Source organism: Tropicibacter sp. S64 (genome assembly GCF_049803835.1).
Taxonomy (GTDB): domain Bacteria; phylum Pseudomonadota; class Alphaproteobacteria; order Rhodobacterales; family Rhodobacteraceae; genus Pacificoceanicola.
This window is the reverse complement of sequence record NZ_JBNAGK010000005.1, coordinates 171432-190505: the sequence shown is the minus strand read 5'-3', so window position 1 is coordinate 190505 and position 19074 is coordinate 171432. Positions and strand designations below refer to the sequence as shown.

The 19074-nt window shown below is 66.2% G+C and carries 15 protein-coding genes; 4 read left to right on the top strand and 11 right to left on the bottom strand.

Annotated features, from left to right (window positions below; all coding sequences use genetic code 11):
• Window positions 1-108: 108 nt before the first annotated feature.
• From ACP159_RS10070 to glyA, 3 genes are all read right to left on the bottom strand, one after another.
• Entirely contained in the window at window positions 109-2067 is a 1959-nt protein-coding gene (locus ACP159_RS10070) for a bifunctional 2',3'-cyclic-nucleotide 2'-phosphodiesterase/3'-nucleotidase (RefSeq protein ID WP_425099552.1), read from the bottom strand.
• Window positions 2068-2387: 320 nt separating this feature from the next.
• Window positions 2388-2999 (bottom strand): class I SAM-dependent DNA methyltransferase, encoded by a 612-nt coding sequence (locus tag ACP159_RS10065; RefSeq protein WP_425099551.1) that lies wholly within the window; start codon window positions 2997-2999, stop codon window positions 2388-2390.
• 121 nt (window positions 3000-3120) lie between these two features.
• Window positions 3121-4416, bottom strand: a complete 1296-nt coding sequence (gene glyA / locus ACP159_RS10060) for a serine hydroxymethyltransferase (protein WP_425099550.1) — start codon at window positions 4414-4416, stop codon at window positions 3121-3123.
• Between the two features lie 165 nt (window positions 4417-4581).
• Here glyA and ACP159_RS10055 point away from each other — a divergent pair, with 165 nt between their 5' ends.
• The 3 genes from ACP159_RS10055 to ACP159_RS10045 all read left to right on the top strand — a co-directional run bounded on the left by ACP159_RS10055 (window position 4582) and on the right by ACP159_RS10045 (window position 7081).
• Window positions 4582-5343 (top strand): NAD kinase, encoded by a 762-nt coding sequence (locus ACP159_RS10055; protein ID WP_425099549.1) that lies wholly within the window; start codon window positions 4582-4584, stop codon window positions 5341-5343.
• A gap of 169 nt (window positions 5344-5512) precedes the next feature.
• Complete coding sequence (locus ACP159_RS10050; RefSeq protein WP_425099548.1) at window positions 5513-6304, top strand: hypothetical protein; 792 nt, start codon at window positions 5513-5515, stop codon at window positions 6302-6304.
• A 75-nt stretch (window positions 6305-6379) separates the two neighbouring features.
• On the top strand, window positions 6380-7081 hold the full coding sequence (locus ACP159_RS10045) for a DUF4396 domain-containing protein (protein ID WP_425099547.1): 702 nt from the start codon (window positions 6380-6382) through the stop codon (window positions 7079-7081).
• Window positions 7082-7087: 6 nt separating this feature from the next.
• Here the strand turns inward: ACP159_RS10045 and ACP159_RS10040 are convergent, their stop codons facing one another.
• Window positions 7088-7783, bottom strand: coding sequence for a Crp/Fnr family transcriptional regulator (locus tag ACP159_RS10040; RefSeq protein WP_425099546.1), 696 nt, complete (start codon window positions 7781-7783; stop codon window positions 7088-7090).
• 458 nt (window positions 7784-8241) lie between these two features.
• Entirely contained in the window at window positions 8242-10134 is a 1893-nt protein-coding gene (gene prpE, locus ACP159_RS10035) for a propionate-CoA ligase PrpE (protein WP_425099545.1), read from the bottom strand.
• A 351-nt stretch (window positions 10135-10485) separates the two neighbouring features.
• Between prpE and ACP159_RS10030 the strand changes: the two genes are divergently transcribed.
• Complete coding sequence (locus tag ACP159_RS10030) at window positions 10486-11157, top strand: hypothetical protein (RefSeq protein WP_425099544.1); 672 nt, start codon at window positions 10486-10488, stop codon at window positions 11155-11157.
• 59 nt (window positions 11158-11216) lie between these two features.
• On the opposite strand, the gene ACP159_RS10025 is transcribed toward ACP159_RS10030, so the two are convergent.
• The 6 genes from ACP159_RS10025 to ACP159_RS10000 all read right to left on the bottom strand — a co-directional run bounded on the left by ACP159_RS10025 (window position 11217) and on the right by ACP159_RS10000 (window position 19037).
• A complete protein-coding gene (locus ACP159_RS10025) occupies window positions 11217-11831 on the bottom strand; it encodes a VPLPA-CTERM sorting domain-containing protein (RefSeq protein WP_425099543.1) in 615 nt (204 codons plus the stop codon).
• A gap of 94 nt (window positions 11832-11925) precedes the next feature.
• Window positions 11926-14205, bottom strand: coding sequence for an NADP-dependent malic enzyme (locus ACP159_RS10020; protein WP_425099542.1), 2280 nt, complete (start codon window positions 14203-14205; stop codon window positions 11926-11928).
• Window positions 14206-14395: 190 nt separating this feature from the next.
• Entirely contained in the window at window positions 14396-15535 is a 1140-nt protein-coding gene (locus tag ACP159_RS10015) for a Gfo/Idh/MocA family protein (RefSeq protein ID WP_425099541.1), read from the bottom strand.
• Entirely contained in the window at window positions 15532-16593 is a 1062-nt protein-coding gene (locus ACP159_RS10010; protein WP_425099540.1) for a sugar phosphate isomerase/epimerase family protein, read from the bottom strand. The genes ACP159_RS10015 and ACP159_RS10010 overlap by 4 nt, the downstream gene beginning before the upstream one ends.
• A 3-nt stretch (window positions 16594-16596) precedes the next feature.
• Window positions 16597-17433, bottom strand: coding sequence for a TolB family protein (locus tag ACP159_RS10005; RefSeq protein WP_425099539.1), 837 nt, complete (start codon window positions 17431-17433; stop codon window positions 16597-16599).
• Entirely contained in the window at window positions 17430-19037 is a 1608-nt protein-coding gene (locus tag ACP159_RS10000; RefSeq protein WP_425099538.1) for a glycoside hydrolase family 43 protein, read from the bottom strand. The genes ACP159_RS10005 and ACP159_RS10000 overlap by 4 nt, the downstream gene beginning before the upstream one ends.
• Window positions 19038-19074 lie beyond the last annotated feature (37 nt).

The window sequence follows — 19074 nt, the reverse complement described above, 5'->3', positions numbered from 1 at the left end:
ACCGCCACTCGCCGCCCCCCCCCCGCCGGGGCCGCCGCCCCCCCCCCCCGGGGGGCCCCCCCCCCGCCGGGCGACGCGCGTCAGCGCGGCGCAAACCCTCTCACAGGCTCAGAGGTCGATGCGGAACCGGGCGAAGCCGTCCGCGCCATCCCCGGCTTCCTCGATCGTCACGCCCTGCACGCTCCCGGCGAACTCCTTCGCCTTCGGGCCGGTGTCGAACAGCACCGACGTGCCCGGCAGCGGCGCGAAGCCCCAGTTGGCGTCGGCCTTCGGGTCGATGGTGCCTTGCTCGACGATGTAGCGCACGATGACGTCCCGGTTGGTGTCAGGCCCTTCGAAGATGATCGTGTCCCCGGTACCCGGGAAACTGCCGCCGCCCGAGGCGCGGTAGTTGTTCGTCGCAATCACGAATTCGGCATCCGGATCAATCGGTTGGCCATTGTAGGCGAGATTGACGATGCGGTTCGCCTCCGGGTTCTCCAGCTCACCTTTCGGGCCGAACTTCGACGGCTGCGAGAGGTCGATCTGATAGGTCACCCCGTCGATCACGTCGAAGTTGTAGGAGGGGAAGTCGGGGTTCAGCAGCACCTGGTCGGCCTTGCCGGGCTCCACCGTGTTGAACATCCCGGCGGAGCGCTCCAGCCAGTCCTTCACCTGAGCACCGGTCACCTTCACTGCCCGCACGGTGTTGGGATAAAGGTAGAGGTCGGCGACGTTCTTGATCGCCACATCCCCCACCGGCACGTCGGTGTAATAGTCGGGGCCACCGCGCCCGCCCGCCTTGAACGGCGCGGCGGCGGAGAGGACCGGCAGGCCCTCGTACTCGGTCCCCGCCAGCATCTGCTTGATGTACCAGGTCTGCGCGATGGAGACGATCTGCACCGACGGATCGTCCGCCACCAGCGCGAAGTAGCTGTGCAGCGGCGCGTCGGTCTTGCCCACGGCGCGGCGGACGTAGGCGAGGGTCTCGTCATGCTCCTGCTGCACCGACGCCAGAACCGCCGGATCGCTCTCGACGAGCGCGACGATGGAGCGGTCCTCCTTGCGCTCGGAGATCGGGCGGGTGGCGGTTTCGGTCGTCACCACGCGCCAGCCGTTGCCGTCGCGCTCGAGCATCAGGTCGATGACGCCGAGGTGCGAGCCCCAGAAGCCGCCCATGACCGCGGGCTTGCCGTGGATCAGCCCCTTCTCTGCATCCACGGCCGCGTAATCGGCGTAGGTCGGGGAGGGGAAGACGAGGTGCGAATGCCCGGTCATCAGCGCATCGACCCCGTCGACGGCGGCCAGCGGCACGGAGGCGTTCTCCATGCCGTCCTCATGATCGGCAGAGCCGATGCCGGAGTGCGACAGGGCCAGGATGATGTCCGCGCCTTCCTCGCGCATCTGCGGCACATAGGCTTTGGCGGTCTCGACGATGTCCCGCGCCTCGACATTGCCTTCGAGATGCTTGCGGTCCCAGTTCATCACCTGCGGCGGGGTGAAGCCGATGATGCCGACCTTGATCGGGTGCGTCTCGCCCGAGCCGGTGGTCAACTGGCGTTCGAGGATGACATAGGGCTTGAACAGCGTCTCATCCTCGCGCGGGCTGGCGCCCTTCGTCTTGGCAATGTTGGCCAGCACGATGGGGAACTCCGCCCCGGCGGCGGATTTCATCAGGAAATCGAGACCGTAGTTGAACTCGTGGTTGCCGATGGTCGCGGCATCGAAGCCCACGGTGTTCATCGCTTTGATGACCGGGTGCAGGTCGCCCTCCTTCATGCCGCGCTCGTAGGCGATGTAATCGCCCATCGGGTTGCCCTGCAGGAAGTCGCCGTTGTCCACCAGCAGCGTGTTGGTCGCCTCGGCGCGGATGGCGTTGATGTGCGATGCGGTGCGGGCGAGGCCGACGGTATCGACCGGCTTGTCGGAGTAATAGTCATACGGGAAGACGTGGACGTGCAGGTCCGTGGTCTCCATGATCCGCAGGTGCGCCTGCGCGCCCTGCGCCCGGGCCGAGAACGGGTGGAGCGCAATGAGCGAGGCGGAACCGGCAATGAAGGCGCGGCGGCTGGGGTGGAACGGGCGCATGGGAGAGTGTCCTTTCGTGCCAGGAAACGGTCTTTGAACGAGCAGTAAGCACCGAGTGTAACACGACTGCAATGGAATCGCGCCGCGATTGTCCGGCTGACTTAAGGGCACGCGCGTTTCGCGCTCACTCGCCCCCCCGCGCTACCGCGCAGCCCCCCCTTTCAGGAGGGGCTTTCCCCGGGATCGGAGCGCAGCGCCCGGTCTTCTCTGGTCTGAAAATACCCTCGGGGTCCGGGGCGTCGTCCATTGGTTGCTTGGACCAATGGCACAACCAAGGACGACCCCAATCAAAAATTTCGCCCCGGAAATTTTCCTCCCTCTCAGGGCTTGCGCGCCACGATGAACTGGTTCGGCAGGCTGGCCGGGTAGCCGCCGGTTTCCAGGACCTCGAACCCCGCCGCGCGGATCATCGCCTCGAGTTGGCCGACGGTGACATAGCGCACGCCTGGAGGGGCCTTGCCGAAGCAGCGCATGGCCCAGATCACCGGACGCAGCCAGGGTTTGTGGCCGAGGCAGGGGGTCTTCGACAGGAACAGGCCGCCGGAGGGCAGGGCGTCGTACACCTGCCCTAGCAGCGGCGGCAGGTCCGCGATCAGGTGCAGGAGGTTGAAGGCCAGCACCACGTCCACCCCGGGGGCCAGCGCCGCCTCGGCCTCGGCGCGGACGAAGCGCAGGTGGCCGGGCGCGTCCTTGCCCTGCGCGATGCGGATCATCGCACCGGAGACATCCGTGCCGGTGTAGTCCGCTACGGCATCGGCCAGCTTCAGCGCCGTGGAGCCGGTGCCGCAGCCGAGTTCCAGCGCGGTGGCCTCCGGGCGCAGCCAGTGGCGGCAGCGCTCCAGAGTCGTCTCCCAGGCAGCGGGGTTGTCCACCGCCCGGGCGGCGTATGTGTCGGCGATCCGGTCCCAGAACGGGGCGGTGTCGGTGGTCATGGCAGGTCTCCTTCAAGGGTTCCCGGGGTCTAGCCCATGCCGAACCGGCTGCGAATTGCCCAAAAACGAGAAAGGCCCATGCAGGGATGCATGGGCCTCTGGTCTGGCTTGTCCAGCGGGATCAGAGCTCCGGGTAGATCGGGAAGCGTTTGCAGAGGGCCTCGACCTCGGCCTTCACCTTGGCCTCGACCTCGCCGTTGCCGTCCTCGCCGTTCGCGGCGAGACCGTCGACCACTTCGATGATCCAGTCGGCGATCTGGCGGAATTCGGTCTCACCGAAGCCGCGCGTGGTGCCCGCCGGGGAGCCGAGGCGGATGCCGGAGGTGATGGTCGGCTTTTCCGGGTCGAACGGCACGCCGTTCTTGTTGCAGGTGATATGGGCGCGTCCCAATGCCTTCTCGGTCGCGTTGCCCTTCACGCCCTTGGGGCGCAGGTCGACGAGCACGACATGGGTGTCGGTGCCGTGGGTCACGGTGTCCAGGCCGCCCTTGATCAGCTGATCGGAGAGCGCCTGCGCGTTCTTGATCACCTGCTGCGCGTAGGTCTTGAACTCGGGGCGCAGCGCCTCGCCGAAGGCCACGGCCTTGGCGGCGATGACGTGCATCAGCGGGCCGCCCTGGATGCCCGGGAAGATCGCGCTGTTGACCTTCTTGGCGATGTCCTCGTCGTTGGTGAGGATCATGCCGCCGCGCGGGCCGCGCAGGGTCTTGTGGGTGGTGGTCGTCGCCACATGGGCGTGCGGGAAGGGCGAGGGATGCTCGCCCGCCGCCACGAGACCGGCGAAGTGCGCCATGTCGACGTGCAGCAGGGCGCCGACGCTGTCGGCGATCTCGCGCATCCTGGCGAAGTCGATCTGGCGCGGGATGGCGGAGCCGCCGGCGATGATCAGCTTCGGCTGATGTTCCTTCGCCAGGTCCGCGACCTGATCGTAATCGAGCGTGTTGTCCTGCCGGCGCACGCCGTACTGGATGGCGTTGAACCACTTGCCGGACTGGTTCGGGCGGGCGCCGTGGGTCAGGTGGCCGCCGGCGTCGAGAGACATGCCGAGGATGGTGTCACCCGGTTTCAGAAGCGCGTTGAACACGCCCTGGTTGGCCTGCGAGCCGGAGTTGGGCTGGACGTTGGCAAAGGCGCAGTCGAACAGCTTGCAGGCGCGTTCGATGGCGAGGTTTTCCGCCACGTCCACCCAGTCGCAGCCGCCGTAGTAGCGCTTGCCCGGGTAGCCTTCGGCGTATTTGTTGGTCATCACGGAGCCCTGGGCCTCCATGACGGCACGGGAGACGATGTTCTCGGAGGCGATCAGTTCGATCTCGTCACGCTGGCGGCCCAGCTCGCCGGTGATCGAGCCGAACAGCTCCGGGTCACGGGAAGACAGGCTCTCGGTGAAGAAACCACTGTCGCGGATGGATGCGTTCATCGTCCTTGCTCCTTTGGAGATTCCGGGAATTTGACGCCCATGTAACGGAAAGCCTGCGGGGGGCAAAGGTTCTAAACCGACATGCGGCATTAATCTTGCGGCCTCTCTGGGCAAGCGGACGCCTTTGTGCTTCTTTTGGCGCGAATTGGTCACAACAGGAAACCCATGACACTCCGGATCGCCTTTTGCGCCTCCCTCGCCGACATCGCGCAGGCCGCCCTGGCCGGGCTGACCCGGCGCTATGGCGATCACGCGGAGGACGGCGCGGACGTGATCGTCGCCCTGGGCGGCGATGGCTTCATGCTGCAGACGCTGCACCGATGCGAAGACAACCCGGCGCCGGTCTACGGCATGAACCGGGGCACGGTCGGCTTCCTGATGAACGAATATTCCGAGCACGGCCTCGTCGAGCGTCTGGAGGCGGCGGAGGAGGCGGTGATCAACCCGCTGGCCATGCGCTGCGTCACCGGCACCGGCGAGGCGCATCGGGCGTTGGCGATCAACGAGGTCTCGCTGCTGCGCATGGGGCCGCAGGCGGCGAAGCTGCGGATCTCGGTGGATGGCAAGGTGCGGATGCCGGAACTGGTTTGCGACGGGGCACTGCTGGCGACGCCCGCCGGATCGACCGCCTACAATTACAGCGCTCATGGCCCCATCCTGCCAATCGGTGCGGATGTGCTCGCCTTGACCGCCGTGGCGGCCTTTCGGCCGAGGCGTTGGCGCGGGGCGCTGCTGCCGAAGGGGGCGGAGGTGAGTTTCGACGTGCTGGAGCCGGAGAAGCGCCCGGTGATGGCGGAAGCCGACAGCCGCTCCGTGCGCGACGTGCGGCAGGTGCACATCCGGTCCGAGCCGAGGATCGCCCACCGGGTGCTCTTCGATCCGGGCCATGGCCTCGAAGAACGGCTGATCCGCGAGCAATTCGTCTGATCTGCGGGCAATTCGTCTGTTTCGTGAGCCAGTCGCCTGATCCGGGCGCTCTTTTCTTGCCGAACAGCCGGAGCGCGATTATCGTTCCGGTACAACCAAAAGCCTGCGCGCGCGCCATTTTTCGGGCGGGCGAAGAACGGGCATGACGAGCAGATCATGAGGCATTGCAATGAGCGAATTCATCGAAACTGCAGACATGCAGACCGACGCGCTGAAGGCGGCGGTCACATGGGACATCGACAACTGGAACCTGCGGGCGCCCGCCGAAGTGGGCTTCTGGGACCGCTGGATCACCGGCAGGGGCGACAAGTGGCCGGGCGATTTCCGTCGCCGCACCGATCCGGACGCGCCGCTGACGCCGCTGGTTCTGGACCTGCTGCCGCATCTCGACCTGGATCGGAGCCGCCCGGTGAAGATGCTCGACATCGGCTCCGGCCCGCTGTCCTACGTCGGTTACACCCACCCCGAGTACGAGATCGACCTGACCGTGGTGGACCCGCTGTCGCAGGAGTACAACCGCCTGCTGGACAGCGTCGGCATCACCGGCGTGCCGCGCACGCAGCCGGGGTATTTCGAGACCGCGCTGGCGGATTTCGGCCCCGAGGCTTTCGATCTGGTCTGGTGTTTCAACTCGCTCGACCATTCGATCGACCCGATAATCGGCCTGTTCAACCTGTTGAGCGTGATCCGCATCGGCGGCGGGCTGATCTTCAGCTTCTGTCCGAACGAGGCCGAACACGGCAAGTACAAGGGGTTGCACCAGTGGAACCTCGATGTCACGCCGCAGGATGGGCTGATCCTGACACAGATGGGCCGGACGGTCCGACTGCAGGGGCTGATCGACCAGCAAAGGGTGGTGCTGCGGCATGTCTCCGACCGCAACGACAAGCAAAAGGCCCGGGCGACGTTCATGCTGCGCAAGGTGGCGCATGTGAACCTCAGCCAGGCGATGCTGGCCTGATCGGAGCGTGACCCGGGCCTGACCCCGGCGCGGATTTTGCAGGAACCCGGCGCGGCGCGGCTGCGTTGGGGTTTCATGCAGACAGTGCTCTCCCTCCTCTCCTCGCCGTGGTTCCTGGTTGCCTGGGCCGCGCTCATGGTGCCCTGCGTGCTCTGGGTGATCCGCGATCTTGCCACGAAAAACGCCCACCTGATGAGCCTGATGAAGGTGGTCTGGGTGCTGACAGTGCTCTATTCCGGCCCGCTCGGGCTGCTGATCTACCGCAGTTGCGGGCGGAAGGAGATCCCGCGCGACACGCTTTGGCGGCGCGGCTTCCGCTCCGTCGCGCATTGCTATTCCGGCTGCGGGGCGGGGGAGATCGTCGGGCTGCTGATCGCCGTCGGCCTGCTCGGGCTGGGCAACATCGGCATCGCGGCGCTGACCTTCGTCATGGCCTATGTCGCGGGCTACGCGCTGACCGTGGGGCCGCTGGTGCAGGACGGGGTGCCGTTCCGAACGGCGCTCTGGGACGCGGTGCTGTCCGAGACCCCCTCCATCGCGGTCATGGAAATCGTGGCGATCTCGGTCGATCTGGCCGTGTCGGGCAAGGCCGGCATGGGCGAGCCGCTGTTCTGGTCGTCGATGATCGTGTCGCTGACACTCGGCCTCGTCGCGGCCTACCCGGTGAACGTGGCGCTGATCCACTTCGGCGTGAAGGAGGGCATGATGGACCCGCGCCACACCCATCACGCCGAGGACCATGACGCGCACGGGGCGGGAGCGCCGCAGACCGGCTGACCTGCGCTACTGCGCCAGCCGGTCGAGGGCCTCCGGATCGAGCAGGATCAGCACGGAGTTTGCGCGTTTCAGCACGCCCCGGCTTTCCCAGGCCCGGATATTCCGGTTTACCGTTTCGCGCGTGAGGCCGGTCATGTCGCCGAAGTCGGACTGCGAAAAGCTCTCGGTCAGGTGGACCTGGCCGTCCGGCATCATCTCACCCCAGTCCCGGAACAGCTGGCTCAGCAGCCGCGCCAGCCGCGTTGGCCCGTCTGTCAGCACCTGTGTCGCCAGCCGGGCGTTGGTGCGCCGCAGCCGCTCGCACAGCGTCTGGATCACCGAAAGCGCCGCCTCCGGGTGCTCGTGCAGGAAGGTCTGCACCTGCGCCCGGGTCAGCAGCAGGCCGGTGACATGCCCCGCCGCCTCCGCATCGGCGCTGCGCGGGCGGCCGTCCAGGGCGGCCATTTCACCGACCACGTCGCCGGGACCAAGCTGGGCGAGAATCGAGCGGCGGCCATCCACCGAGGTGAGCGAGATTTCCACCCGCCCGGTCTCGATCAGCAACATGGACTGGTCATCGGCCCCCTCGGCGCAGATCTGGGCGTGTGCCGGATAGTGAACCGGTCGTGCGAGGGCGCGCAGGGCGCTGGCGTCGGCGGGACGCAGGGCCTCGAAAAGAATGCTGGATTGACCGTGCCGGTCGGGGCCGTCGGGTGGAGTCATTGAATTTACTGCCGAAATTGATGAATCTGCATCATCCTGTGATGTGAGTCACATGCTGGCACAGAATTTGGCGGTTTAGTAGGGGCGTTGCCAATCTTCGGAACGGCGCGGGGTTTTTCCGTGCCCGGGAATTCCGGTGACTGGAAACGGGATGGTATGCACGGCGGGGCGACATTTCCGCGTCCCGGTCCGTGTTGACTTGCAGGGTCCGCGTGTTGAGTGGCGCGCGGGCTGTTAAGCGGTTTCCGGATTGGGTCGCAGGTCACACATTCCCGCCGTACCGAACGGGTCCGTCGTCCCCATGTCTCTGGTGGACCCGCAAGGCACGGCTTCCCAAAAGGATTTTGGGGACCGGAACGGCGTGCCTGAGCGGGCGCGCCGTTCTTCGGTTTTTTCGGACGTGAAACACGAAAGGCCCGGCGTGGGCCGGGCCTTGTGATCGGTCCTGCGGATCTGGCTCAACCCTTGGCGTAGCCGAGGCCCTGCAGGGCGGTCCTGATCTCGTCGAGAATCGCCGGATCGTCGATGGTCGCGGGCAGCTTGTACGCCTCGCTGTCGGCGATCTTCACCATGGTGGCGCGCAGGATCTTGCCCGAGCGGGTCTTCGGCAGGCGGTCCACGACGCAGGCGAGCTTGAAGGCGGCAACCGGCCCGATCTTCTCGCGCACGAGCTTGACGCTTTCCTTGACGATCTCGTCATGCGGGCGGTTCGTGCCTTTCGACAGGCACAGGAAGCCGAGCGGCAGCTGGCCCTTGAGGTCGTCCGTCACGCCGATGACGGCGCATTCGGCGACGTCCGGATGCGAGGCCAGGACCTCCTCCATCGCGCCGGTCGAGAGGCGGTGCCCGGCGACGTTGATGACGTCATCGGTCCGCGCCATGATCGAGACGTAACCGTCCTCGTCGATCATGCCCGCGTCGCCGGTTTCGTAATAGCCGGGGAAGTGGTCGAGGTAGGACTTGCGGAAGCGGCCTTCGGCGTTCCACAGCGTCGGCAGGGTGCCCGGGGGCAGGGGGAGCTTCACCGCGATGGCGCCAAGCTCGCCCGGCTTCATCGGATGGCCCGCCTCGTCGAGGATCTGCACGTCATAGCCGGGCATCGGTACGGTGGGCGAGCCGAGCTTGATCGGCAGCTCCTCGATGCCGACCGGGTTGGCGCAGATCGCCCAGCCGGTCTCCGTCTGCCACCAGTGGTCCACCACCGGCACCTTGAGCTGCTCCTGCGCCCATTCGATGGTCGCCGGGTCCGCCCGCTCGCCCGCGAGATAGACCGCGCGCAGGCCGGAAAGGTCGTATTTCTTGACGAACTCGCCCTTCGGGTCCTCGCGCTTCACCGCGCGGAAGGCGGTCGGCGCGGTGAAGAAGCTCTTCACCTTATGCTCCGAGATCACCCGCCAGAAGGTCCCGGCGTCCGGGGTGCCGACAGGCTTGCCCTCGAAGACGATGGTGGTGTTGCCGTGGATCAGCGGGCCGTAGCAGATGTAGGAATGCCCCACGACCCAGCCCACGTCCGAGGCCGCCCAGAAGACCTCGCCCGGCTCGACGTTGTAGAGGTTCTTCATCGTCCAGTTGAGCGCGACGAGATGGCCCGCGGTGTGCCGCACCACGCCCTTGGGCTGGCCGGTGGTGCCGGAGGTGTAGAGGATGTAGGCCGGATGGTTGCCCTCGACCGGCACGCATTCGGCGGGCTCGACGCCATATTGGAAGCCGTGCCAGTTGTAGTCGCGGCCTTCGATGAGCTGCGCCACTTCCTGCTCGCGCTGGAAGATCACGCAGAAATCCGGCTTGTGCTTCGCCTGCTCGATGGCCCCGTCGAGCAGCGGCTTGTAATGCACCACGCGCCCCGGCTCCATGCCGCAGGAGGCGGCGATGATCGCCTTCGGCGTGGCATCGTCGATGCGCACCGCAAGCTCGTTCGCGGCAAAGCCGCCGAACACCACGGAGTGGATCGCACCAAGGCGGGCACAGGCCAGCATCGCCTCCAGCGCCTCGGGAATCATCGGCATGTAGATGATGACGCGGTCGCCTTTCTCGACGCCCTTGGCGCGGAGCGCGCCCGCCAGCGTCGCCACCCGGTTGCGCAACTCGACGTAGGAGATTTCGCGCTTGGTGTGGGTGATCGGGCTGTCGTAGATGATCGCGGTCTGCTCGCCGCGCCCCGCCTCCACATGCCGGTCCACGGCGTTCCAGCAGGTGTTCACCTTGGCATCGGCAAACCATTCATAGAGATTGTCGCCCCGGTCGAAGAGCGCCTGCCTCGGGGCCTCGACCCAGTCGATGGCCTTGGCGGCTTCCATCCAGAAGCCTTCGGGGTCGGTCTTCCAGCTGTCGTAAACCTGCTTGTAGCCCATGATGGTCCTCCTCTGGATGCTTGGGCAATGGCTTAGGGGCTCGGGACGCATACCGGCAAGTCTGTTGGCGCATGACAGGACAGATTACCGCAGCAGATTTGCGAAATCCGGCGGAATTGCCTTGCGAATTTTTGCAAACCAAAGTGATTTTTGCCGGTAACCTGCAAAGTTCGGCCAAAATTGCAAAACTGCAAATGTCCGGCTTGCAAATTTCGTATCGCGACTCACACCGAGGAGGGGAAGACCGGGCGCTCGGGTCAAAGCGGAGTCGATGGCGAAAGTTCTGCTTTGGGTTGGGCGGATCCCATGCCACAGTCGCGGTCGGACCGTTTGGGGCAGGGAGTGACAGGAATGATGAAAACGATCGCGGTGGCGGGCGTGCTGGCGCTGGCCGGTCCGGTATCGGCGGCGACGCTGCTGAGCGAGAATTTCGACGGCATCGTGTCGGGCGCCATCGGCGGGGCGGGCGGCGTGACCGGAGTGCAGGGCTATGCCGGGCAGACCGGCATGAGCGGTTCGTTCTGGCAGAACAGCAGCGGGGGCAACCCGGCGGTGGCAACCACCGTCAGCCTCGGCGGGCTGGCCAGCCATGGCAGCATCACGCTCAGCTTCTCGCTCGCGTTGATCGACAGCTGGGATTCGGTCGGCAATGTGGCCTATGGGCCGGACTACTTCTCGGTGGAGGCGGATGGCGTCGACGTCCTGACCCTGTCCTGGGACGAGGTGACCGGCTTCGCGCCGGTGCCGCCCACGGTGACGCAGAGCTTTGCCACGGCGGCCTATGGCTTCGGCGCCCCGGCGGACAATGGCGGCGTCGTCTCCGTGACCTTCGGGCACGTGGCCTCGTCGCTGGTGCTGTCCTTCTACGCGGAAGGGGCCGGCTGGCAGGGCGGGGCGGACGAAAGCTGGGCCATCGACAGCCTGCTGATCACGTCGAACACCACCCCGGTGCCGCTGCCCGGTGGCGGCGTGCTCCTGCTGGCGGCGCTCGGCGGTCTGGGCCTGGCACGCCGCCGCCGGTAGGCTCGGCAAAGTCCTTGCAAGGACTTTGAAAAACCGTTGACGACGTTTGGCCGCCCGGGTCAGGCCGCCGTGCGCCGTTTCCGGGTCAGCGCCACGGCCCCGCCCAGGGCGGCGATCAACAGCGGCAGTCCCGCGGGCAGCGGCACAGCCGCGACGTCGGTAACGCTGGCGGAATAGAAATACGGCTCGCTGTCGTTGCCGGTGGTCGGGCTCAGGTCGATGGTGAGCAGGTTGGTCAGGCCGCCGGAGAAGTGCACGGTAAACGACCCGCCGGGCAGCATCCGCGTCTGGTAGTCCTGGATGTTGTTGGCATAGTTGCTGTCGACGTCCACCGTGTAGGCAAAATTCTTGCCGCTGACAAAGCCGGTGCTGGTGTAGCTGATCGTCGTGTATCGGCCCGCGGCTGTGTTGCCGCCGGTGGTGTTGTAGTCACCCGTTACCAGCGTCGCGACAACGCCGGATGTCGGATATTCCGCGCCGACCCCGTCGAAGTTGTATCCGCTGACGCCCATCGTGACGTCGAACCCGACGATCTCGCCCAGATCGCCGGTGTTCGTCAACGTCAGGGTCGGCACGTTGTTGTCCCCGGCGATGCCGAGGGAGAAACCCGTGGTGGCGGCCGAGGCCCCGGTTCCGAGGAGCAACGCGGCGGTGAGAGAGAGCATAACCTTCATCGGGCAGGCCTTTCCGGAATCGATACGATAGACAAATGGCAAAGCAAGGGGAGCATGATGGCCCCCTTGCGTCAAGGTTCGGCGCTGTTTTTGCTCAGCCGTATTGCGCCACCGGCGTGCCTGCGATGGCCGCCATGTTCAGCAGGCCGCGCGGGGTGATGCCCGGTGTCACGACGTGGGCGCGGTTGCCCATGCCCATGAGGATCGGGCCCACCTCCAGCCCGCCGGCCTTCATCTTCAGGATGTTGCGCGTCGCCGAGGCCGCATCCGCATGGCCGAAGATCAGCACGTTCGCCGCCCCGTCCATCCGCCCGCCGGGCAGTTGCCGCGCGCGCAGCTCCGGATCGAGCGCCGCGTCGACGTTCATCTCGCCCTCATACTGGAAATCGGTCTGCTTGGCGTCGAGGATGGCGATGGCCTCGCGCAGCCGCTTGCCCGAACCTTCCGGCTGGTTGCCGAAGGACGACTGCGAGCAGAAGGCGACGCGCGGTTCGACCCCGAAGCGGCGGCAATGCCGCGCCGCGCCGATGGCAGTCTGCGCCAGCTGCTCCGGCGTCGGCAGGGACCAGACATGCGTGTCGGCGATGAACAGCGGGCCATCCTCGAGGATCATCATCGAGAGTGCGCCGTCCGGGCGGTGCCGGTCGCTGCCCAGCACCTGCGTGACATAGTTCAGATGCCAGCGGAATTCGCCGAAGGTGCCGCAGATCAGAGAATCCGCCTCGCCGCGATGCACCATGACCGCGCCGATGGCGGTGGTGTTGGTGCGCATGATCGCGCGGGCGAGGTCCGGCGTCACGCCGCGCCGGGCCATCAGTTCGTGATAGGTGCCCCAGTAATCGCGATAGCGCGGATCGTTCTCCGGGTTGACGATCTCGAGTCCCTTGTCCGGGGAAATGTTCAGACCCATGCGCTCACAGCGCTGGGCGATGACCTCGGGACGGCCGATCAGGATGGGCTGCTCCGTGGTCTCTTCGAGGATTGCCTGCGCGGCCCGCAGCACGCGCTCGTCCTCGCCCTCGGCAAAGACGATCTTTCTGCTGGCGGTCCGTGCTGCGTTGAAGACCGGGCGCATGAGCAGGGCGGATTTGTAGACGCTCGCGTCGAGCTTCTGCTTGTAGGCGTGCAGGTCGGGCAGCGGGCGCTTCGCCACGCCGGTCTGCATCGCGGCCTGCGCCACAGCGGTCGAGACGACGCCGGAGAGCCGCGGATCGAAGGGTTTCGGAATGAGATACTCGGCCCCGAAGGTCAGCTGTTCGCCGGAGTAGGCGGCTGCGGCTTCGGCGCTTGTCGTCGCGCGGGCGAGGGCCGCGATACCCTCGACGCAGGCCACTTCCATTTCGTCGTTGATCTCCGTCGCACCGACGTCCAGCGCGCCCCGGAAGATGAAGGGGAAGCAGAGCACGTTGTTGACCTGATTGGGAAAATCGCTGCGGCCCGTGGCGATGATCGCATCGGGAGCAACCGCGCGGGCGGCGTCCGGCATGATTTCCGGCGTCGGGTTGGCGAGGGCGAAGATGATCGGGCGGGCGGCCATTTTCGCCACGTGCTCGGGCGTGAGCACACCGGGACCGGAGAGGCCGAGGAAGAGGTCCGCGCCCTCGATCACATCGGAGAGGGTGCGCAGGTCGGAGGGCTGGGCAAAGGCGGCCTTCTGCGGGTTCATGTCCTCGGTGCGGCCCTCGTAGACCAGCCCGTGGATGTCGCAGAGCCAGATGTTCTCGCGCTTCACGCCGAGCTTCACCAGCATGTTGAGGCAGGCGATCCCCGCCGCGCCGCCGCCGGTCGAGACCACCTTGATGTCGCCCCAGGCCTTCTTGGCCACGTGCAGCGCGTTGGTCGCCGCCGCGCCGACGACGATGGCGGTGCCGTGCTGGTCGTCGTGGAAGACGGGGATGTTCATGCGCTCGCGGCACAATTGTTCAACGATGAAGCAATCCGGTGCCTTGATGTCTTCGAGGTTGATCGCGCCGAAGGTCGGCTCCAGCGCGCAGACGATGTCGGCGAGCTTGTGCGGGTCCGGCTCGTTCACCTCGATGTCGAAGCAGTCGATGTTGGCGAACTTCTTGAACAGGACCGCCTTGCCTTCCATCACCGGCTTGGAGGCCAGCGCACCGATATTGCCGAGGCCCAGCACCGCTGTGCCGTTCGAGACCACCGCGACGAGGTTGCCCTTGGCGGTGTAACGGGCCGCGTCTTCGGGGTTGGCCTTGATTTCGAGACAGGCTTCGGCAACCCCGGGAGAATAGGCGCGGGAGAGGTCGCGGCCATTGGCGAGGGGCTTCGTGGCGCGGATCTCCAGCTTACCCGGCTTGGGGTGCTCGTGATAGAACAGCGCTGCCTGACGCAGGGTTTCCTTGGCGGTCTCGTCCATGGGGTCCTCCCGAAATCCGATTTGGTTTAATGTTAAACCATTTTGCAGCCCGGCGGGGCGCTCTCCGCGCATAGCCGGTCCTTCTCCCTTTGACAAATCCTATAACACGAAAAAACCGCTGTCTGTGAGCGGTGTTGCGCCTGTTGGCGTTAACGGGGTGGCACGCTGCTGGTGCCACCCCGTGCTTGCGTCAGGCGAAGGGCGTCCAGACGCCGTTCGCCTTTGACGACTCAATGCACGATCCGATGAAGCGCATCCCGTCGAGGCCATCCTCGATGTCCGGCACATGCAGCCCGTCTGGCAGGGGCGTGCCGTCCTGCGCATGCCGCACCAGCGCCGCCGCCTCGTTGTAGATCGTGGCGAAGCCTTCGAGGTAACCCTCCGGGTGCCCGCCCGGCGTACGGCTCACCCGGTTGGCGGCGCCGGACGCCCCCGCGCCGCTCCGCGTCAGGATCTGCTTCGGCTCGCCCAGCTTCGTGAAGGTCATCACGTTGGGGTTCTCCTGCGCCCAGACGAGGCCGCCCTTGGTGCCATGCACGCGCAGGGTCAGGGCGTTCTCGTTGCCGACGGCAACCTGCGAGGCCCAGAGCATCCCTTTCGCCCCGCCATGATACCGCAGCATCACATGCACGTTGTCGTCGACCTGCCGCCCCGGCACGAAGGCGTCGAGATCGGCGGCGACCTCGCGGGTCTTCAGGCCGGTCACGAAGCTGGCAAGGTTGAAGGCATGGGTGCCGATGTCTCCGATGCAGCCACCCGCGCCGGAGCGGGCGGGATCGGTGCGCCAGTCCGCCTGCTTGTTGTCCGGGGCCGGAGCCTCGCTGAGCCAGTCCTGCACGTATTCGACCTGCACCACGCGGATCTCGCCGAGATCGCCGTTCGCCACCATCTCGCGCGCCTGCCGGATCAGCGGATAGCCGGTGTAGTTGTGCGTCAGGATGAAGAGCTTTCCGGTGTCCTTCACGGCCTCGGCAATCGCTTCCGCCTGCTCGCGCGTCGCGGCGAGCGGCTTGTCGCAGATGACGTGGATGCCGGCACGCAGGAAGGCAATGGCGGGCGCGGCGTGCATGTGGTTGGGCGTGACGATGGCCACGGCGTCGATGCCGTCCTCGCGGGCGGCCTCTGCCTGCGCCATCTCCTCGAAGGAGGTATAGGCGCGATCCTCTGCAATGTTCAGCTCCGCCGCCGAGGCCTTCGCCCTGTCGGGATCGGAGGAAAGCGCTCCGGCGACCAGTTGCCACTGACCGTCGATCCGGCTGGCGATGCGGTGTACGCCGCCGATAAAGGCGCCCTGACCGCCGCCGACCATGCCAAGTTTCAACGGTTTCATGCGCTTGTCCCCAGCATTGCCCGGATCGCGTCCATGTCCGTCTCACCCCCGGCGAAGTCGTCGAACGCCTTGTCCGTCACCTCGATGATGTGCTGCGCGATGAAGGGAGCGCCCTCCGCCGCGCCCTGTTCGGGCGACTTGAGGCAGCATTCCCATTCGAGAACCGCCCAGCTGTCATAGTCATACTGCGCCAGCTTGGAGAAGATGCCGGAGAAATCGACCTGCCCGTCGCCCAGGGAGCGGAATCGTCCGGCGCGGTTGACCCAGCTTTGATAGCCCGAGTAGACCCCCTGCCGCCCGTCCGGATTGAACTCCGCGTCCTTGACGTGGAAGGCGCAGATGCGGTCGTGGTAGAGGTCGATGAACTGCAGGTAATCCATGGCCTGCAGCAGGAAATGCGAGGGATCGTAGTTGATCCGGCAGCGATTGTGCTCCTTGCAGGCATCGAGGAACATCTCCCAGGTCGCGCCGTCGAAGACGTCCTCGCCGGGGTGGATTTCGAAGCCGATGTCGACGCCGTGTTCCTCGTAATGATCGAAGATCGGCACCCAGCGGCGGGCCAGTTCGGCGAAGGCTTCCTCGATCAGACCGGCAGGCCGCTGCGGCCACGGGTAGAGATAGGGGAAGGCGAGGGAGCCGGTGAAGCTCACGGTCGCATCGAGGCCGAGCCGCCGTGCGGCAACCGCCGTCTTCTTCATCTGATCGACGGCCCAGGCCTGCCGCGCCTTCGGGTTGCCATGCACCGACGCCGGGGCGAAGGCGTCGAAGGCCCGGTCATAGGCCGGGTTCACCGCGATGAGCTGGCCCTGCAGGTGGGTCGACAACTCTGTGATCTCCACGCCCGCGTCGGCGCAGATGCCCTTGACCTCGTCGCAGTAGGTCTCGCTCCCGGCGGCCTTGTCCAGGTCGAACAGCCGGGCGTCGAAGGTCGGGATCTGGACGCCTTTGTAGCCCAGCCCGGCGGCCCACTTCGTGATGTTTTCCAATGAGTTGAAAGGCGCGGCATCGCCCGCGAACTGGGCGAGGAAAAGCGCCGGTCCCTTGATCAATCCAGCCATGGGTCAGGTCTCCGTTGCATGGTTTTCAGAATAGCGGACATAGGCAAAGCGGCGGCTGTCCGGGGCCCAGGGGGGCACGTTCAGCGCGCCTTGTCCGCCGAAGACATGTCCGAGCCGGCGGGCGGGGCCACCTGCGCTCGGCATGAGGTTGAGGGTCACGGACAGGCCGAAGGGATGGCCGGTCGTGCCCGCAGGATAGGAGAGGTACACGACATGCCGGCCGTCCGGGGACGGGTGCGGGAACCAGTCCACCTCCGGCCCCTCCGTCATGCGCTCGGGATCGCTCCCGTCGGCCTTCATCCGCCAGAGGTCCATGGACCCGGCGCGGTCCGAGTTGAACCAGATGTACGCGCCGTCCGGCGTGTAATCCGGGCCGTCGTAGTGATGCGGGCTGGTGATGAGCAACCGCTCGTCCGCGCCGTCGAGCGCGCAGGTGGCAATGGCGAATTGCCCGTCGCGCACGCAGGGGTAGGTGTGCTTTTGTCCATCGGGCGAGAAGCCGTGCCACCAGCTCGGGACCTTCTCCGTCACCCGCACCGGCACGCCGCCGCCCGAAGGTACGGTGTAGATGGCGGACTTGCCCGTCTCGGTCTTGTCACTGAACGCCAAGAGAGTGCCGTCCGGCGACAAGCCCTTGTCATTGTTCAGTTCCGTGAAGCCGACGTCGATCTCGTCGAGCCTCGGGTCGTCCAGCGAAACCCGATAAACCCGCCCGCCTGCATTGACGATCAGGTACGCCCCGGACGGCGCCCAGTTCGGCGCCTCGATGTGCCGCTCCGTCTCCAGCAGCGTCTGCACATCGCCGGTCTCGATGTCCATGATCTCCAGAAAGGCTGTCATTCCGCCCCCGGCGCATAGTCGAAATGGGTGAAGTCGGCGGGGATGCCTTGTCCGGTCAGGTCAAAGGCTGCGACGCCCACGAAATTCCCGGTGAAGCTGCCATGCGCCCCGCGCCCGCCCTCGTCGGAGAGCACGGCGGCATCCAGCTTCGGCCCGAAGGCGGTCCAGTCGCCGCCCTGCCGATACCAGAATTGCTGCCAAGCGCGGTCCGTCGCCACCGCGAGGTCGATGGGACCGGGGCCGATGGGCTGGGGTTTGACCGGGAAGGTCAGCTTGCCGTCCGGGTAGTCGCCGGGACAGGAGAGGATCGTCAGCGCCCGCCCGATGCCCGGCTCCTGCGTGACGGCGAGGAAGTGGAACTTGAAGCGGTTGTAGTAGGTCACGAGACCCGCGTTCTGCTGGTAGGTCGTCGGATCGAAGGCGGAGAGGGTGGTCTCGGCGTGATACGACAGATGCTCCTGCCTGCGGGCGACGAGGGCCTGTTCGAACCATGACCCGATGCTCTCCCGGCCAAACAGGCGCAGGGCCTTGCCGGTCAGGGTGAAGATGCGCTCCGGCTCCGGCGTGCGCAGCCATTGAAACTCGGGGGGCAGGGCCGCGCCGTTGAACACCCGGTTCAGCGCCGGGGCAGGGGTGTTGGACGCGGCGCAAGGCACCTCCAGTCGGGGCACCACGCCGCCGCCTTCGAGATAGAGCCAGTCGTCCCGCCAGACGCAACGGTCGATGCCGGTCTCACGGCCCAGCGGCGAGTAACCCCGTCCCACGCGCTTGCCCTCCATGTCGATCGGGCGCGAGCACAGGAAGGTATGCCAGGTCTCGCCCTCCGCCGTCTCCACGATCTGGCCATGGCCGACCCGTTGCAACGGGCTGTCCGGCGAGTCCTTCGCGGTCAGCGGATGCACATCCGGGTGCAGCTCATACGGCCCCCAGAGATCGCGCGACCGCGCCATGGTCACGACATGGTCATAACTCGTGCCGCCCTCGGCGGTGGTCAGGTAGTACCAGCCGTTCCTCTTGTACAGATGCGGCGCTTCGACGAGGCCATGCGCCGTGCCGGGGAAGATGTTGCGCACCGGGCCGGTCAGGCCCTGCTCGGGCGACCATTCCTGACACAGGATGCCGTCGAAGGCGCGATGCTTCGGACTGCCGCCGATGCTGTCGGAGCGGTGGTTCCACTGCATGTTGATGAAATACTTGCGCCCGTCCTCGTCATGGAACAGCGAGGGATCGAAACCGGAGGAATTGACGTAAACCGGATCGCTCCACGGCCCGTCGATGTCCTCCGCCCAGACGATGTAGTTTGGCGCATCCTTGAAGTTGCCGTCGTAGCGCTTGACGTCCGTGTAGACGAGCCAGAACCGCCCGTCCGCGTACGACAGGCAGGGTGCCCAGATGCCGCAGCTGTCCGGGTTGCCACGCATGTCGAGCTGGCTGGCGCGGTTCAGCGGGCGGCAGGCCAGCGTCCAGTTCGCCATATCGGTGGAGCGGTGGATCTGCACGCCGGGATACCACTCGAAGGTCGAGGTGGCGATGAAATACTCGCTCCCCCGCCGACAGATCGACGGGTCGGGGTTGAAACCGGGCAGGATCGGATTGCGGATCATGGCATGACCTGTGTTCTGGGGGATCGCGTCCCGGGCT

What these genes read in the sequence shown, in the direction of transcription:
- ACP159_RS10070 (WP_425099552.1), bottom strand. Translation starts at nt 2,067, where the DNA reads ATGCGCCCGTTCCACCCCAGCCGCCGCGCCTTCATTGCCGGTTCCGCC.
- ACP159_RS10065 (WP_425099551.1), bottom strand. Translation starts at nt 2,999, where the DNA reads ATGACCACCGACACCGCCCCGTTCTGGGACCGGATCGCCGACACATAC.
- glyA (WP_425099550.1), bottom strand. Translation starts at nt 4,416, where the DNA reads ATGAACGCATCCATCCGCGACAGTGGTTTCTTCACCGAGAGCCTGTCT.
- ACP159_RS10055 (WP_425099549.1), top strand. Translation starts at nt 4,582, where the DNA reads ATGACACTCCGGATCGCCTTTTGCGCCTCCCTCGCCGACATCGCGCAG.
- ACP159_RS10050 (WP_425099548.1), top strand. Translation starts at nt 5,513, where the DNA reads ATGAGCGAATTCATCGAAACTGCAGACATGCAGACCGACGCGCTGAAG.
- ACP159_RS10045 (WP_425099547.1), top strand. Translation starts at nt 6,380, where the DNA reads ATGCAGACAGTGCTCTCCCTCCTCTCCTCGCCGTGGTTCCTGGTTGCC.
- ACP159_RS10040 (WP_425099546.1), bottom strand. Translation starts at nt 7,783, where the DNA reads ATGACTCCACCCGACGGCCCCGACCGGCACGGTCAATCCAGCATTCTT.
- prpE (WP_425099545.1), bottom strand. Translation starts at nt 10,134, where the DNA reads ATGGGCTACAAGCAGGTTTACGACAGCTGGAAGACCGACCCCGAAGGC.
- ACP159_RS10030 (WP_425099544.1), top strand. Translation starts at nt 10,486, where the DNA reads ATGATGAAAACGATCGCGGTGGCGGGCGTGCTGGCGCTGGCCGGTCCG.
- ACP159_RS10025 (WP_425099543.1), bottom strand. Translation starts at nt 11,831, where the DNA reads ATGAAGGTTATGCTCTCTCTCACCGCCGCGTTGCTCCTCGGAACCGGG.
- ACP159_RS10020 (WP_425099542.1), bottom strand. Translation starts at nt 14,205, where the DNA reads ATGGACGAGACCGCCAAGGAAACCCTGCGTCAGGCAGCGCTGTTCTAT.
- ACP159_RS10015 (WP_425099541.1), bottom strand. Translation starts at nt 15,535, where the DNA reads ATGAAACCGTTGAAACTTGGCATGGTCGGCGGCGGTCAGGGCGCCTTT.
- ACP159_RS10010 (WP_425099540.1), bottom strand. Translation starts at nt 16,593, where the DNA reads ATGGCTGGATTGATCAAGGGACCGGCGCTTTTCCTCGCCCAGTTCGCG.
- ACP159_RS10005 (WP_425099539.1), bottom strand. Translation starts at nt 17,433, where the DNA reads ATGACAGCCTTTCTGGAGATCATGGACATCGAGACCGGCGATGTGCAG.
- ACP159_RS10000 (WP_425099538.1), bottom strand. Translation starts at nt 19,037, where the DNA reads ATGATCCGCAATCCGATCCTGCCCGGTTTCAACCCCGACCCGTCGATC.